This is a genomic window from Micromonospora sp. NPDC023814, assembly GCF_040639595.1.
Lineage (GTDB): Bacteria > Actinomycetota > Actinomycetes > Mycobacteriales > Micromonosporaceae > Micromonospora.
The window spans coordinates 25,563-40,006 of the sequence record NZ_JBFAAF010000047.1 but is presented as its reverse complement, the minus strand read 5'-3'; the positions used below and the strand labels follow the sequence as shown (position 1 = coordinate 40,006).

Genomic DNA, 14,444 nt, shown 5'->3' with positions numbered 1-14,444 from the left:
CTCACGGCCGCCAGGCCGGCAGCCGGGCGTGGCGCAGTATCGCGTCGAGCGCGGCGCGGCTACCGGCGTCGAGCGGCACGGCGGGGTCGCGCACGAACGCGGACCCGATGATGCCCCGGTGCACCAGCACCTCCTTGTGCACCGCCCAGGCCAGGCGGGGTTGCAGGCCGAACCGGACCAGCGGGAGCAGCCGGTTGAACGCGACGTGGGCCGCCTCCTGCCGGCCGGCCCGCCAGTCCGCCAGGATCGGCGCGAGCAGGTCGGTGAACTCGCAGGCCGGCATCGTGCCGACGGCGCCGCGGGCGTACTCCTCGAGCACGAAGAAGGCGTTCTGGCCGCCGAGCACGTCGAACTCGCCGTCGGTCGCGGTCACCACCTCCCCCACCTTCGGCGCGGTGGGCTGGGTCTCCACCTTCACCGACTCGACGCCGGGCAGCTTGCTCAGCTCCACGATCAGGGCGACGGGCATCGTCACCCCGGTCGCCGCCGGCGCGTCCTGCACCATCACGTGCGACCCGCTCGCCTCGGCGACGCCGGCGTAGAACTCGACGAGTTGCCCGCCGGCGGGCTTGGCCAGGTACGGGGGCAGGACCATCAGGGCGTCCGCACCCCCGTCCCGCGCCGCCAGGGCCAGTTCGACGGCGGTGGCCGTGCTGGTGCCGTTGATCCCGGCGACCAGCGGCACGTCCGGGCCGGCGACCGCCCGGGTCTCGGTCAGGATCGTGGCCCGCTCGGCAGCGGTGAGCGCGAACCCCTCGCTGGCCATGCCGAAGACGGCGAGCCCGTCCGCGCCGGCCGCGAGTTGGAACTCCACCAGCCGGCGCAGGCTCGGCACGTCCAGTGCGCCGGCGTCGTCGAACGGGGTGGCGAGGATGGGGACCAGCCCGCGTACGCGGGCCCGGGGCTCGAGGGTGCTCAACTTTCCTCCGCGAGGGCGCTGACAGTGGGCAGGTCCACCTCGACGCCGAGGCCGGGTCCGGCCGGTACGGCGAACCCGTCCGGCCCGCCCGGCAGCGGTGCGGTGAGGATCCGCTGCCCGACGTCGGTGGTGGTGGGTTGGTACTCGAAACAGCTCAGGTTCTCCACGGCGGCGCTGACGTGCAGGCCGGCGGCGAGCGCGACACCGAGCCCCACCGAGTGGTGCGGCGCGGTCGACAAGTGGTGCGCTGCGGCCAGCTCGGCGATTGCCATCGCCTCGGTGATGCCGGTGCGGGCGACGTCCGGCTGGACCAGGCCGACGGCCCGCTCCCGCAGCCAGGGCAGGAACTCGTACCGGTGACGCATCGCCTCGCCGACGGCGACCGGCAGGTCCGTGCGGCGGGCGAGTTCGGCGTGGCCGGCCAGGTCCTCCGGCGCCAGCGGCGCCTCAAGGAAGTCGACCCCGCCGATGGCGGCCAGTCCGCGAGCCAACCGGATCGCGGCAGCCAGGTCGTACGTCCAGTGCGCGTCCACGGCGAACCGCACCTGCGGCGCGGCGGCCCGCACCGCCTTCACGGTGGCCAGATCGGCCGCCACCCCCTTCCCGAGGTGCAGCTTGATCCGCTCGACGCCCTTCGCCGCCCACTCAACAGCCAGCGCCGCTCGCCCCGGGTCGTCCCGCTTGGGCAGCCCGGAGACGTACGTCGGGACGTGCTCGCGGAACGCGCCGCCGAGCAGCTCGTGCACGGGCAGCCCGGCCAGCCGTCCCGTCAGGTCCCAGAGCGCGATGTCGACGGCGGCGAGCGCGTCGCCCTGGTGCCCGCCGAGGTGTCCCCGCTCCCGCATCAGGTCGCGCAACCGGGTGCTGAGCAACCGCACCCGGCGCGGGTCGGCCCCGATCAGCGTGGGCGTCAGGAGCCGGCGCACCACCTCCGCGGGGACCTCCGGCGCCACCGGTGCGAGGGCCTCGCCCCAGCCGCTGACGCCCGACTCGGTGGTGAGCCGGACCAGCAGCGTCTCGAAGCGGGGCGAGTAGATGCTGCGCCACGGGGGTCGCACCGCGTAGCCGGACGGGGCCGGGCCGGAGGACTTGTCGGGCGGTCCGAGGTACTGCTCGGGGTTCGGGAGTTTGAGGACGAAACAGTCCACCGCTGCGATCCGTGGCCGGGTCATCGCCACTCCATCCCTCACCAATGTCTGCCACATTACGGAAGTAGATTCCACACTACGGGTTGCATGTTCGTCAAACCCTCGTCCGCGCGCTCGGAATGGTCGGCGAGGTCCGACCCAGCGGCATCAGCCGCGAGCGCCCGGCGCAACAGTTCGGCAGCGGTCGCGCGGTCCGGGAGGCCGGCGGTGTCGCCGGCCCGGGCCACCACACCGGCGGCGAGGGCGCTGCCCAACCCGGCCGCGGCGGCCGGCGAGGCGCCGCGCAGCCGGCCGGCCAGATAGCCGCCGGCGAAGGCGTCGCCGGCCCCGACCGGATCCACCACCGTGGTCGCCGCACTCCGCAGGTGCACCGGGGCCCCGGTCGGACCGGCGTGGTGGCAGCCGTCCGCGCCGGCCTTGAGCACCGTCTCGCCGACGCCCGCGGCGGCCGCGGCGGCGAAGACCTCCGCCGCGTCGTCCGGGTCCCGTACGCCCAGGACGGGCCCGGCCTCGTCGGTGCCGAGCAGCAGGACATCCACGTACCGCAGCAGCGCCCGCACCGCACCGGCCTGCCGGCCGACGTCGCCGAGAGCGGGGCGCAGGTTGGGGTCGAGCGCCACCGCGACGCCCTGACCCCGGGCGGCGTGCAGCACGGCCTCGACCGCCGCCCGGGGGGCCGCGCCGAGGGCGAGGGTGATCCCCGAGACGGCGACGAGCCGCGGCCGGGCGGCGAGCAGCCTCGCCGCGTCGGACGCGTCGAGGTGCGCCGCCGCAGATCCGCCCCGGTAGTAGTAGACCCGTCGACGCCCGTCCGGCCGGGCGTCCTTGAGGAACAGGCCGGTCGGGTGCCCCGGGTCGACGGCCACCAGCGAGGTGTCCACGCCGGCGGCCGCTGCCACCGTGAGCACCCGGGTGCCGAGCGGGTCCGCGCCGACCCGGCTGCAGAAGGCCGCACGGACGCCGAGCCGTGCGGCGGCCGTGCAGAGGTTCAGTTCGGCCCCCGCGACGTGCACCTCGAGGGTCGCGGTGTCGGCGAGCAGTTGGCCGAGCGGCGGTTGGAGCAGGGCCATCGCCTCGCCCAACCCGACGATCTCCAGCCCGGACGTCGAGGCCGAAGGCCGGCCCCCGTCGGCCACCGGACCGCTGCTTTCCCAGGCCGCCCCAGCGGCACTATGGCTAGTGTCATGCATAATGCGGGATAGGTTGCCACATCCCGGGAGAGGCTTCCAGAGAGAAGAGGATCGGCATGGCATCAGGGCACGGGACTCGGGACGCCGTCCCTCTCGGCCGGGTGATCGCCATCATCCGGCTGTCCGAGCCGGACGCAGCGGTCCGCGCCGGCCGGGAACTGGCCGAGGCGGGACTGGACAGCGTCGAGGTCACGCTCACCACGCCCCGGGCGCTCGACGCCGTCGCGACGCTCCGGGGCGAGCTGGCCGGCTCGTGCCGAATCGGCGTCGGCAGCGTGCGCACCCCCGCCGAGGTGACCGCGGCCCGGGACGCCGGCGCGGAGTTCCTCGTCACGCCCACCACCCGGGTCGAGGTGCTCGCGCAGGCGAAGGCGGCCGGGCTGCCGGTGGTCTGCGGCGCGTTCACCCCCACCGAGGTCGACGTCGCCTGGTCGTCCGGCGCCGCCCTGGTCAAGCTCTTCCCGGCCGGCGTCGCCGGCCCGCCGTACCTCCGGGAACTGCTCGCCCCGCTGCCCGACGTGCCGCTTGCGCCGACTGGCGGCGTGCGGCCGGAGTCGGTGGCCGAGTGGGCGGCGGCCGGAGCGGTCGCCGTCGGTGCGGGCGGCGCCCTGGTCGACGCCGCGGAGGTCGCCGTCGGCGACTGGGCGGCGTTGCGGCGCCGTGCCCGGGCGTTCCTCGCCGCCGCCGCAGCCGCTCACTGGCCCGACAGGTAGGGCGTCGGCCCTCGAAGGTGATCAGGCGGCGGGCGGGGCGACCGCGGGATAGCCGTACAGGTCGAGCAGCCGGCACCGGGCCGCGTGCAGCCGGTCCACCACCACGCTCATGAAGCGGGTGGTGAGCTGCCGGCCGAGCGCGTCGTCGGACTCCATCAGCCGGCGCACCCCCGGGGCGGTGAACTCCACCGCCGTGCTGCGCTGCGCCGCCACCGCCCCGAACTGCCAGCGGTACGGCGGGAACAGCCACGACCACCCGAGCACCCCGCCCGGACCGATCGTCTCGATCTCCACGTCGCCCCGGCCGGGCACCGGGAAGTCGAGCGCCACCTGGCCGGCGCGGACCAGCCAGAAACGCTCCGCCGGTTGGTCGGCCCGGAACAGTCGGTGCCCGGGGTGCCACACCACCGGCCGGGCGTATCCGGCCAGCCGGGGCAGCCACGGCTCGGGCAGGCCGGCGAGGAACGGGTGCGCGCGGAGCACGTCGAGCGTCGTCATGCGGTGCCCCTTTCGTCGGGAGGACGCGGCGGTGGCGCCGGCCTGCGACGGTCGGTCGTCCTGCCTCCCAGTACACCGCGCCGTTTCCCTTGGCGACAGGGCCGTTGGTCCCGGGCCGCGCGGGCGAACTGCTCTGGTCGGCCCATCCGCGGCGGAGCGAGGGTGGGACCGGGACGATGCGCCGGGACGGCGCCGCGGCAGGGCGGAGAGTGATGTGGGAACGTCCGGGGAACGGCGAGGACGGGGGCCCAGCGGTGCCCGTTGACACCTCGACCAGGCCGGCGACCGGGCTCAGTTCGGCGGAGGCCGCCGCCCGCCTGCGGGCCGAGGGCCCGAACGCGGCGGTCGCCCCGCCCCGCCGGCACCTGGCCGCCCGGGTCCTGCACCAGCTCACCGACCCGCTGGTGGCGCTGCTGCTGGCCGCCGCCGTGGTCACCGCCGTGCTGCGGGACTACCCGGACACCGCCGTGATCGTGCTGGTCGTGCTGGTGAACACCGCCATCGGCGTGGTGCAGGAGGTCCGCGCCGACCGGGCGATCGCCGCGCTGGACCAGCTCGCGGCGCCCACCGCCCGGGTCGTCCGCGACGGGCGGGACCTGGTCCTGCCCGCCGCCGACCTGGTCCGGGACGACCTGGTGCGGGTCGAGGCCGGCGACGTGGTCCCCGCCGACCTGCTCCTGGCCGAGGCCGCCCGGCTGACCCTCGACGAGTCGGCGCTGACCGGCGAGTCGGTGCCGGTGGGCCGGACCGCCGGCGAGGAGGCCAGCGCGGGCACGGTGGTCACCACCGGGCGGGCCACCGGAACGGTGGTCCGCACCGGTGCGGCGAGCGCGCTCGGCCGGATCACGGCCCTGGTGGCGTCCACCCGGCCCGCCGCCACCCCGTTGCAGCGCCGTCTCGCCGGGCTCGGCCGGATCCTCGGCTTCGCCGCGGTGGTGCTCTCCGGGCTGGTGTTCGTCGTGGGCGTGGTCGGCGGGCGGCCGGTGGTCGACATGGCGGTCACCGCGGTGAGTCTCGTGGTGGCGGCCGTGCCCGAGTCGCTGCCGGCGGTCGTCACCCTCGCCCTGGCCCTCGGCGCCCGCCGGATGGCCGGGGCGCGGGCGATCCCCCGACGGCTGCACGCGGTGGAGACGCTCGGCTCCGTCACCGTGATCGCCTCCGACAAGACCGGCACCCTCACCGAGGGCAGGATGGCGGTGCAGCACGCCGTCACGGCCGACGGCTCCCGCTACGGCGTCACCGGCACCGGCTACGCGCCGCAGGGGGCCGTGCACCACGGGGGCGAGCCGGTGGCCGTACCGGACGAGCTGCGCCGCCTGGCACGGGCCGGGCTGCTCTGCAACGACGCCACGCTGGCGCCGCCCACCGACGAGCGGCCGGAGTGGGCCGCGGTGGGCGACCCGCTGGAGGCGGCGCTGGTCGCGTTCGCCGCCCGCTGCGGGCTGGAGCCGGAGACCACCCGCGCCGCCTGGCCCCGGGTCGCCGAGCACCCCTTCGACCAGGAGCTGCGCCGGATGACCACGGTGCACCGCTCCTGCGACCGCCGGTACCTGGTGGTGTGCAAGGGCGCGCCGGAGAACGTGCTGGTCGCGCCGCTGGTCGACGCCTCCGCCGAGGAGATCGCCGAGCTGTCGGCCGCCGCGCACCGGCTGGCCGCCGAGGGGCTGCGGGTGCTCGCGGTCGCGTCCGCCGTGGCCGACGCGCCGCCGGCCGACCCCGCCCGGCCGACCGGGCTGCGGCCGGTGGGCCTGGTCGCCGTCGGCGACCCGCTGCGCGCCGGGGCGGCCGACATCGCGGGCAGCTTCGACGACGCCGGGGTCCGGCTGGTGCTGATCACCGGCGACCACCCCGCGACCGCCGCGGCCATCGGCGGCCAGCTCGGGCTGTGGCGCGAGGGCGACCCGCTGGTACGCGGGGACGACGGCAACCCGGCGCGGGCGCACCCGCAGGCGCGGGTGTTCGCGCGTACGCAGCCGGACCAGAAGCTCGACATCATCGCCGGCTTGCAGTCCCGGGGCCACGTGGTGGCGATGACCGGCGACGGGGTGAACGACGCTCCGGCACTGCGCCGCGCCGACATCGGCGTGGCGATGGGCGGCGGCACGGAGGTCGCCCGGCAGGCCGCCGACCTGGTGCTCGTCGACGACGACCTGTCCACCGTGGCCGCGGCGATCGGCGAGGGACGCCGCATCTACGACAACATCCGGCGGTTCCTGCGCTACGCCCTCTCCGGGGGCGTCGCCGAGATCGCGGTGATGCTGCTCGGGCCGCTGTTCGGGCTGGCCGTGCCGCTGCTGCCGGCCCAGATTCTCTGGGTGAACCTGCTCACCCACGGCGTGCCGGGCGTGGCACTGGGCGCGGAGCCGGCGGAGCCGGGCACGCTGCGCCGGGCGCCCCGCTCCCCCTCGGAGTCGGTGCTCGGGGCCGGCCTGGGCCGGGACGTGCTGGTCACCGGCGCCCTGATCGCCGCCGTGGTGCTCGGCGCCGGCGTGGCCGCCGCGCACGCGGACCGGCCGTGGCAGTCGGTGGTCTTCGTGGTCCTCGGCCTGGCCCAGCTCGGGGTGGCGCTCGCGGTCCGGGCACCCCGGGCGGGCGGCGCCCGGCGCGGCAACCGCGCGCTGCCGGTCGCGGTGGCGGTCTCGGCGCTGCTCCAGATCGCCGGGGTGCTGCTGCCCCCGCTGCGGGAGCTGCTCGGCACGGAGCCGCTCGGCGCGGTGGAGCTGCTGGCCTGCGCCGCTGTCAGCGTGCTGCCCGGGCTGGTGCTGCGGCTGGCCCGCCGACCGGTCGACCCCGCCACCGGGTCGTCGGGCACCGAGCCGCACGACGCGGTCACACCAACCGTGGTCGGCGGGCCCGGCCAGGACACGCGGGCGGCGGGCGACCCGGCTGTGACCGTCGGAGCGGCGGATCGGGACCAAGGTCCCGACGGCCGGGACGGGCGCCTCTGACCGGTAGCGTTCGGGCAGAGCAGGATGAAGGTGAACAAGGAGGAACCATGACCAGCAACACCCGTGCCCCCGTCGTGGTGGGTGTGGACGGTTCGGCCGCCGCACTGGACGCGGTCCGGGTGGCGGCGCGGGAGGCGGCGCAGCGGCAGTGCCCGCTGCGGGTGGTGCACGCCTTCATCTGGCCGTTGACCCGCGTCCCGGTCGACCCGGTGCCGGGCGCGCCGGCCGGCGCCGGCCTGCGCAACCAGGCCGAGCGGTACGTCGCCGAGGCGGTCGCCGAGGCCGGCAAGGCCGCCCCCGAGGTGGCGGTCACCGGCGCGGTGGTCGACGGCGCGGCGACCCCCGTCCTGCTCGACGAGTCCCGGGACGCCGCGCTGGTGGTGCTCGGGCACCGCGGTCTGGGTGGCTTCGCCGGGCTGCTGATCGGCTCGGTGACCGTGCAGGTCTCCGCCCACGCGCTGTGCCCGGTCCTCGTGGTGCGCGGCGAGCCGCGCGCCGACGGTCCGGTGGTGGTGGGCGTCGACGGCTCCGCGAACTCCACCGAGGCCGTCGCGTTCGCCTTCGAGGAGGCGTCCCACCGGGGCGCCCCGCTGCTCGCGGTGCAGGCCTGGCTCTTCCCCTCGCCGGTCGGTCCGGGCGACATCCTGCCCCTGGTGTACGACCTGGACGCCTACGCCGCGGAGGAGGAGCGCGCGCTCGCCGAGTCCGTCGCCGGCTTCGCCGAGCGCTACCCGGACGTGCCGGTGCGGCACCGGCTGGTCCGGGGCTCCCCGGCCCGGGTGCTGGTCGACGAGTCGAAGGCGGCCCAGCTGGTGGTCGTCGGGGCGCGCGGGCGGGGCCCACTGAGCGGGCTGCTCCTCGGCTCCGTCAGCCACGCCGTGCTGCACCACGCGCACTCCCCGCTGGCGATCGTGCGGCACCCGAAGCGGGCCGACGCGTCCTGACCTTCCCGGCCACCACCCTTCCCGGCGCGTCGGCCGCTCCCCGAGCCGGCGCGACGGGACCCGTGGAAGGCCGGTGCGCCGGCGCAGCGGGGACAGCCGACGCGCCGGGCCGCGCCGGGTGGCCGGCGGGCGCGGTGACAGGTCCGGTTCGGCGGGTGGCGCGTCGGGGAAATCCGGGTGCGCCGGTGGAGCCGCGTCGACAATGACCTGATCGACCTCTGGGAGAGCTGATGAATCGACCCGTCGTGGTGGGTGTGGACGGATCGCCGTCGAGCCTGGTGGCGGCGGAGCACGCCGCCCGGGCCGCCGTGCTGCGGTCCCGTCCCCTGCACCTGGTGCACGGCTACCTGCATCCGCTCGGCTACGGCGTGCCGGTCAACCCGTACGACCTGGGGTTGCCGGCGCCGACCGAGCAGGGGCAGAAGATGCTGGAGCAGACGGCCGCCGACCTCGTGGAACGCTGGCCGGGGCTGACCGTGGAGGTGCGCCAGGTCGCCGGCGGGCCGGGCGCGACGCTCGTCGAGGAGTCCCGGCGGGCGGAGCTGGTGGTGGTGGGCAGCCGCGGCCTGGGCGGTTTCGCGGGGCTGCTGCTCGGCTCGGTCGGCACGCAGGTGGCCGCGCACGCGCACTGCCCGGTGCTGGTGGTCCGCCCGGCCGAGGAACCGATCCCGGTCGACGGGCCGGTGCTGGTCGGGGTGGACGGCTCGGAGCCCGCCGAACTGGCCGTCGGGTACGCCGCCGACGAGGCGACCCGGCGCGGGGTCGGGCTGGTGCTGGCGCACGTCCGGCCGCCGGACGGGGAGCACCGGGTGCCGGACGAGGTGGCCGAGACGCAGGCCGCCACGCACGCGGATTCCGCCGAGCTGCTGGCCACCGCCGGGGCGGCGGTGCGCGGCAGCCACCCCGGGCTGGCCGTCGAGGAGCGGGTGCTCCGGGCGGAGAAGCCGGAGCAGGCGCTGATCGAGGCGAGCGGCGGGGCGGCGCTGGTGGTGGTCGGCTCCCGGGGCCGGGGCGGGTTCGCCGGGATGCTGCTCGGCTCGGTCAGCCAGGCCCTGGTGCAGCACGCGCGCTGCCCGGTGCTGGTCGCCCACCCGTACGGCCACGCCCGCTGAGCCGGCGCGGACCCGCCGGCCCACGACGGGCCGGCGGGTCGGCGGCGGTCAGTGGTCCCGGCCCCCGAGCAGCTCCTCGAAGCTGGTGGTGAGGGCGAACGGGTCGGCGGGGCCGGCGGCCGGCGGGCGCCGGTGGATCTGGTCGGCCAGCTCGCCCCCGGCGCGGGCGATCCGCGCGCGCAGCGCACCGTCGGCGCCGCCGTCGGACCAGTCCTCGGGCGCGGCGAAGACCGCCGTGGGCACCACGACCGACCGCAGGTAGGCGAACATCGGCCGCAGGGCGTGCTCCAGGGCGAGCGAGTGCCGGGCGGTGCCGCCGGTGGCGCCGACCAGCACCGGCCGGTCCGCCAGCGCGCCCGAGTCGACCAGGTCGAAGAAGGACTTGAACAGCCCGTTGTACGACGCGTTGAAGATCGGCGTGACGGCGATCAGACCGTCCGCGCCGGTGACCGTGTCGAGCACCTCCCGCAGGGCGGGCGGCGGGAAGCCGGTGAGCAGGTGGTTGACGATGTCGTGGGCGTGCTCGCGCAGCTCGACGGGGCGCACGTCCACGTCGTCGCCCCGCCGGGCCAGCTCGTCGCGGGTGGCCGCGGCGAGCTGGTCGGCGAGCAGTCGCGTCGACGAGGGCTGACCGAGCCCGGCCGACACCACGGCGAGGGTGCGGCGGGTCATCGGCCGGCCTCCGCGCCCGCCCCGGCCTGCTCGGCGGCGGCCCGCAGCGACGCGTGCGTCGGCGCCTCGGGCACGTGCGCCGGGCGCAGCGAGTCGAACTCCTTGCGCAGCACCGGGACGACCTCCTCGCCGAGCAGGTCGAGCTGCTCCAGCACGGTCTTCAGCGGCAGGCCGGCGTGGTCCATGAGGAACAGCTGGCGCTGGTAGTCGCCGACGTAGTCGCGGAAGCCCAGCGTACGGTCGATGACCTGCTGCGGGCTGCCCACGGTCAGCGGGGTCTGCGCGCTGAACTCCTCCAGCGACGGGCCGTGCCCGTAGACGGGGGCGTTGTCGAAGTACGGCCGGAACTCCCGCACGGCGTCCTGCGAGTTGCGCCGCATGAACACCTGCCCGCCCAGCCCGACGATGGCCTGGTCGGCCGAGCCGTGGCCGTAGTGCGCGAACCGCTCCCGGTAGAGCCCGACCATCCGCTGGGTGTGCTCCTTCGGCCAGAAGATGTGGTTGGCGAAGAAGCCGTCGCCGTAGTAGGCCGCCTGCTCGGCGATCTCGGGGCTGCGGATCGAGCCGTGCCAGACGAACGGCGGCACGCCGTCGAGCGGGCGCGGCGTCGAGGTGAACGACTGCAGCGGGGTGCGGAAGCGGCCCTTCCAGTCGACCACGTCCTCGCGCCAGAGCCGGCGCAGCAGGTCGTAGTTCTCGATGGCGAGCGGGATGCCGTTGCGGATGTCCTGGCCGAACCACGGGTAGACGGGCCCGGTGTTGCCGCGCCCCATCATCAGGTCGACCCGGCCGTCGGCGAGATGCTGGAGCATCGCGTAGTCCTCGGCGATCTTCACCGGGTCGTTGGTGGTGATCAGCGTGGTCGAGGTGGACAGCAGCAGGCGCTCGGTGCGGGCCGCGACGTATCCCAGCATGGTGGTGGGCGACGACGGCACGAACGGCGGGTTGTGGTGCTCGCCGGTGGCGAAGACGTCCAGGCCGACCTCCTCGGCCTTCAGCGCGATGGTGACCATCGCCTTGATCCGCTCATGCTCGGTCGGCTCGCGACCGTTGGTCGGGTCGACCGTGACGTCGCCGACGGTGAAGACTCCGAACTGCATGACCAGCTCCTCGCGTTGTCCGGCCGGGGCCGGTGCGGTTCCCGTATCGCACCGCACAACATATTTGACGAGTCAACTATTCCACGCGCGAGGCGACCGTGGTGGGCGCCGTCACGCCGGCCAGCGAGGCGAGCGGAGGCTCAGCGGCTGCGCGGGACGTGCCGGCGGTAGGCGCTCACCGTGGGGTCGCCGGCGATCCAGAACCGCCAGGGAACGTCGTGCGCCCCCGTCACGCCCACCCTCGGGCCGGCGGCCACCGAGTCCGCCGGCACCGGCCGGTCGGCCGGACGCAGCCGGACGGGGCCGTCGCCGAGCAGGTAGCGGCCGTAGACGCCCTTGTCGATGCCCAGCGCCGCGCAGAGCCGGGCGGGCCCCCGCGCGAGGTCGACGTCCCGGCGTACGGCGGTGCGCCGGGCCCGGGCGACGTCGAGCCCGTCGACCACCTCGCCGGCGCGCAGCAGCACGGCCGACGCCTCCCCGTCCGGCCCGGTGACCACGTTCACGCACCAGTGCATGCCGTAGGTGAAGTAGACGTAGGCGTGCCCGGCCGGCCCGAACATCACCGCGTTGCGCGGGGTGCGGCCCCGGTGGGCGTGCGACGCGGGGTCGCCGGCCGTACCGGCGTACGCCTCGACCTCGGTGATCCGGACGGTGACGCCGCCGGCGGCGAGCCGGCAGCCGAGCAGGCCGCGCGCGGCCGGCACCACGGGCCCGGAGAGCAGGTCGGCCAGCCCCGCGAGGTCGGCGGGACGGCGGTCGGAGGACGCCACCACGGACCCGACCCTATCCGGCCGCGGCGCCGCCTCGTTCCGGCGCTCAGATGCATCAACGACTCGTTGACAACTCGTCGTTGATGTGATGGGGTCCGGGGCATGACCGATTCCTTCACCACGCCCGATGCCGGCCGGGCCCGGGCGCACCGCACGTACGACGCGCTGCACCGGATCACCGAGCGGCACGCCGGCACCGAGACGCGCCGCCGCCACACCAACCCCTACGTCCCGGACACCTACGAGGCGGTCGCGCTGGTCACGGCGCTCGCCGCCGGCGGGGCCGAGGTGGAGCCCGGGGAGGAGCGGGTCGACGAGGCGGACCTCGTCGCGGCCCTCACCCTCGTGCCGCACCTGCGCGCCGAGGTCGACGCCATGGAGGCGGGGCTGCTGACGCTGGCCCGCGGTCGCGGGCTGACCTGGCAGCAGATCGCGTACGGGCTCGGGCTGGGCAGCGCGCAGGCCGCCAAGCAGCGCTTCGAGCGCCTCTCCGCCCGCACCGCCGCCACCGACTGACGCCCCCGATGAGCCAGACTGGGCGCGGGATCGGTGTCGAGGAGGACGCGATGACGCGCGAGGAGATGCTGGCGTACTGCCTGGGCAAGCCGGGCGCCTGGCTGGACCAGCCGTGGGAGGGCGACGAGGTGGTGAAGGTCGGCAGCCGGATCTTCGCCTTCCTCGGCTCCGCCGGCGGCGACGACCCGACGGTCGGGGTGAAGTGCGGCCCGAGCCGGGAGATCGCCGACGAGTGGCTGCACCGGCACCCGGGCGACGCGCGAGCCTCGCCGTACATCGGGCGCTCCGGCTGGAACACGCTGCGCCTGGCCGGCGGGATCGACGACGAGGAGCTGACCGAGGCGGTCGACGCGTCGTACGACGCGGTGGTGGCGAAGCTGCCGAAGCGGGAGCGGCCGACGGCCTGAGCCCCGCGCGGCGCCGGTCGCGCCGCGCGGGGTCACGCACTCAGCGCGGCACAACCCGCTCGGCGGCCCACTCCCGCCAGCCGGCCAGCTTGTCCGCGGCGGCGGCGAGCTGGTCGGCGACCGGGCCGGGGCCGGTCGAGCCGGGGGTGGTCCGGGCGGCGAGCGCCGACCGGACCGAGAGCACGTCCCGCACGGACGGGTCGAGGTGCTCGCTGACCGCCGCGAGGTCGGCGTCGGAGACCTCGTCGAGGGCGCAGTCCCGGGCCACGCAGAGCGCGACCAGCTTCCCGGTGATCTCGTGCGCGTCGCGGAACGGCACGCCCCGGCGGACGAGCCAGTCGGCCACCTCGGTGGCCAGCGAGAAGCCCACCGGCGCGGCGGCGACGAGGCGGTCCACCCGGACCGTCATCGTGGAGATCATCCCGGCCAGGGCCGGCAGCAGCAGCTCCAGGGTGTCGACCGCGTCGAAGGCCGGCTCCTTGTCCTCCTGCATGTCCCGGTCGTAGGTCATCGGCAGGCCCTTGAGCATGGTGAGCACGCTCATCAGCCCGCCGACGAGGCGGCCGGACTTGCCCCGGGCCAGCTCGGCGATGTCCGCGTTCTTCTTCTGCGGCATGATCGACGAGCCGGTGGCGAAGGCGTCGTCCAGCTCCACCCAGCCGAACTCCTGCGACGTCCAGAGCACCACCTCCTCGCCGAGGCGGGACAGGTGCACCCCGACCATCGCGGTGACGAAGAGGAACTCGGCGACGAAGTCCCGGTCGGCCACGGCGTCCATGGAGTTGGCGAAGGACGTGCGGAAGCCCAGCTCCTTGGAGACGGCCACCGGGTCCAGCGGCAGGCCGGAGCCGGCCAGCGCGCCCGCGCCGAGCGGGCTGATCGCCGTGCGGTGGTCCCAGTCGCGCAGCCGCTCCAGGTCGCGCAGCAGCGGCTGCACGTGGGCGAGCAGCCAGTGCCCGAAGGTGACCGGCTGGGCGTGCTGGAGGTGGGTCATCCCCGGCGCGGCGGTGTCCACGTGCCGCCCGGCCTGCTCGACCAGCGCCTCGGCCAGCTCGACCAGCCGCGACGCCACGCCCCGCGCGTGGTCGCGCAGGTAGAGCCGCAGGTCGGTGGCGACCTGGTCGTTGCGGGACCGGCCGGCGCGCAGCTTGCCGCCGAGGCTGCCGAGGCGCTCCAGCAGCCCGCGCTCCAGCGCGGTGTGCACGTCCTCGTCGTCGACGGTGGGGCGGAACTGCCCGGAGGCGCAGGCGGCCTCCAGGTCGTCCAGGGCGGCGAGGATGCGGCCCAGCTCCTCCGGGTCGAGCAGGCCCGCGCCCGCGAGGACCCGGGCGTGCGCCCGGGAACCCGCGATGTCGTACGGGGCGAGGCGCCAGTCGAACTGCACGCTCACCGACAGCCGTGCCAGGGCTTCGGCGGGGCCGCCGGCGAACCGGCCGCCCCAGAGGCTGGTGCGGTTGGTGGCAGCGCTGTTCTCGGTCAGGCTCTTGTCGTCCACGCCGCCCATTGT

General features: G+C 75.9%; 14 protein-coding genes. 6 read left to right on the top strand and 8 right to left on the bottom strand.

Annotated features, from left to right (window positions below):
* Window position 1: 1 nt before the first annotated feature.
* From AB0G14_RS23355 to AB0G14_RS23345, 3 genes are read right to left on the bottom strand one after another with little or no spacing between them, the layout of a single operon-like run.
* Window positions 2–919 carry a dihydrodipicolinate synthase family protein gene (locus tag AB0G14_RS23355; RefSeq protein ID WP_357700659.1) on the bottom strand — a complete coding sequence of 306 codons (918 nt, stop codon included), beginning with the start codon at window positions 917–919 and terminating at the stop codon, window positions 2–4.
* On the bottom strand, window positions 916–2,091 hold the full coding sequence (locus AB0G14_RS23350; RefSeq protein WP_357700658.1) for a mandelate racemase/muconate lactonizing enzyme family protein: 1,176 nt from the start codon (window positions 2,089–2,091) through the stop codon (window positions 916–918). Before AB0G14_RS23350 ends, AB0G14_RS23355 begins: the two co-directional genes overlap by 4 nt.
* A 32-nt stretch (window positions 2,092–2,123) precedes the next feature.
* Window positions 2,124–3,203: a sugar kinase gene (locus AB0G14_RS23345; RefSeq protein WP_357700656.1), complete on the bottom strand. Its 1,080-nt coding sequence runs from the start codon at window positions 3,201–3,203 to the stop codon at window positions 2,124–2,126.
* Between the two features lie 155 nt (window positions 3,204–3,358).
* Here AB0G14_RS23345 and AB0G14_RS23340 point away from each other — a divergent pair, with 155 nt between their 5' ends.
* Window positions 3,359–3,970, top strand: a complete 612-nt coding sequence (locus AB0G14_RS23340) for a bifunctional 4-hydroxy-2-oxoglutarate aldolase/2-dehydro-3-deoxy-phosphogluconate aldolase (RefSeq protein WP_357700654.1) — start codon at window positions 3,359–3,361, stop codon at window positions 3,968–3,970.
* A gap of 21 nt (window positions 3,971–3,991) precedes the next feature.
* On the opposite strand, the gene AB0G14_RS23335 is transcribed toward AB0G14_RS23340, so the two are convergent.
* On the bottom strand, window positions 3,992–4,468 hold the full coding sequence (locus AB0G14_RS23335) for a cyclic nucleotide-binding domain-containing protein (RefSeq protein WP_357700652.1): 477 nt from the start codon (window positions 4,466–4,468) through the stop codon (window positions 3,992–3,994).
* A 254-nt stretch (window positions 4,469–4,722) separates the two neighbouring features.
* Here AB0G14_RS23335 and AB0G14_RS23330 point away from each other — a divergent pair, with 254 nt between their 5' ends.
* From AB0G14_RS23330 to AB0G14_RS23320, 3 genes are all read left to right on the top strand, one after another.
* Window positions 4,723–7,416 carry a cation-transporting P-type ATPase gene (locus tag AB0G14_RS23330; RefSeq protein WP_357700650.1) on the top strand — a complete coding sequence of 898 codons (2,694 nt, stop codon included), beginning with the start codon at window positions 4,723–4,725 and terminating at the stop codon, window positions 7,414–7,416.
* A gap of 47 nt (window positions 7,417–7,463) precedes the next feature.
* Window positions 7,464–8,360 (top strand): universal stress protein, encoded by an 897-nt coding sequence (locus AB0G14_RS23325; RefSeq protein ID WP_357700649.1) that lies wholly within the window; start codon window positions 7,464–7,466, stop codon window positions 8,358–8,360.
* A 230-nt stretch (window positions 8,361–8,590) separates the two neighbouring features.
* Window positions 8,591–9,472: a universal stress protein gene (locus tag AB0G14_RS23320; protein WP_357700647.1), complete on the top strand. Its 882-nt coding sequence runs from the start codon at window positions 8,591–8,593 to the stop codon at window positions 9,470–9,472.
* Between the two features lie 48 nt (window positions 9,473–9,520).
* Here the strand turns inward: AB0G14_RS23320 and AB0G14_RS23315 are convergent, their stop codons facing one another.
* The 3 genes from AB0G14_RS23315 to AB0G14_RS23305 all read right to left on the bottom strand — a co-directional run bounded on the left by AB0G14_RS23315 (window position 9,521) and on the right by AB0G14_RS23305 (window position 12,014).
* Window positions 9,521–10,144: an FMN reductase gene (locus AB0G14_RS23315; protein ID WP_350686777.1), complete on the bottom strand. Its 624-nt coding sequence runs from the start codon at window positions 10,142–10,144 to the stop codon at window positions 9,521–9,523.
* Window positions 10,141–11,244 (bottom strand): LLM class flavin-dependent oxidoreductase, encoded by a 1,104-nt coding sequence (locus AB0G14_RS23310; protein WP_357700644.1) that lies wholly within the window; start codon window positions 11,242–11,244, stop codon window positions 10,141–10,143. The genes AB0G14_RS23315 and AB0G14_RS23310 overlap by 4 nt, the downstream gene beginning before the upstream one ends.
* A gap of 140 nt (window positions 11,245–11,384) precedes the next feature.
* On the bottom strand, window positions 11,385–12,014 hold the full coding sequence (locus AB0G14_RS23305; protein ID WP_357700695.1) for a DNA-3-methyladenine glycosylase: 630 nt from the start codon (window positions 12,012–12,014) through the stop codon (window positions 11,385–11,387).
* Between the two features lie 102 nt (window positions 12,015–12,116).
* On the opposite strand from AB0G14_RS23305, the gene AB0G14_RS23300 reads away from it, so the two are divergent.
* Both AB0G14_RS23300 and AB0G14_RS23295 read left to right on the top strand, forming a co-directional pair.
* Window positions 12,117–12,530: a DNA-binding protein gene (locus AB0G14_RS23300; protein WP_357700642.1), complete on the top strand. Its 414-nt coding sequence runs from the start codon at window positions 12,117–12,119 to the stop codon at window positions 12,528–12,530.
* 50 nt (window positions 12,531–12,580) lie between these two features.
* Entirely contained in the window at window positions 12,581–12,937 is a 357-nt protein-coding gene (locus AB0G14_RS23295; RefSeq protein ID WP_357700640.1) for an MmcQ/YjbR family DNA-binding protein, read from the top strand.
* A 40-nt stretch (window positions 12,938–12,977) separates the two neighbouring features.
* Here the strand turns inward: AB0G14_RS23295 and argH are convergent, their stop codons facing one another.
* Window positions 12,978–14,441 (bottom strand): argininosuccinate lyase, encoded by a 1,464-nt coding sequence (gene argH / locus AB0G14_RS23290; RefSeq protein WP_350709060.1) that lies wholly within the window; start codon window positions 14,439–14,441, stop codon window positions 12,978–12,980.
* Window positions 14,442–14,444: the final 3 nt, after the last annotated feature.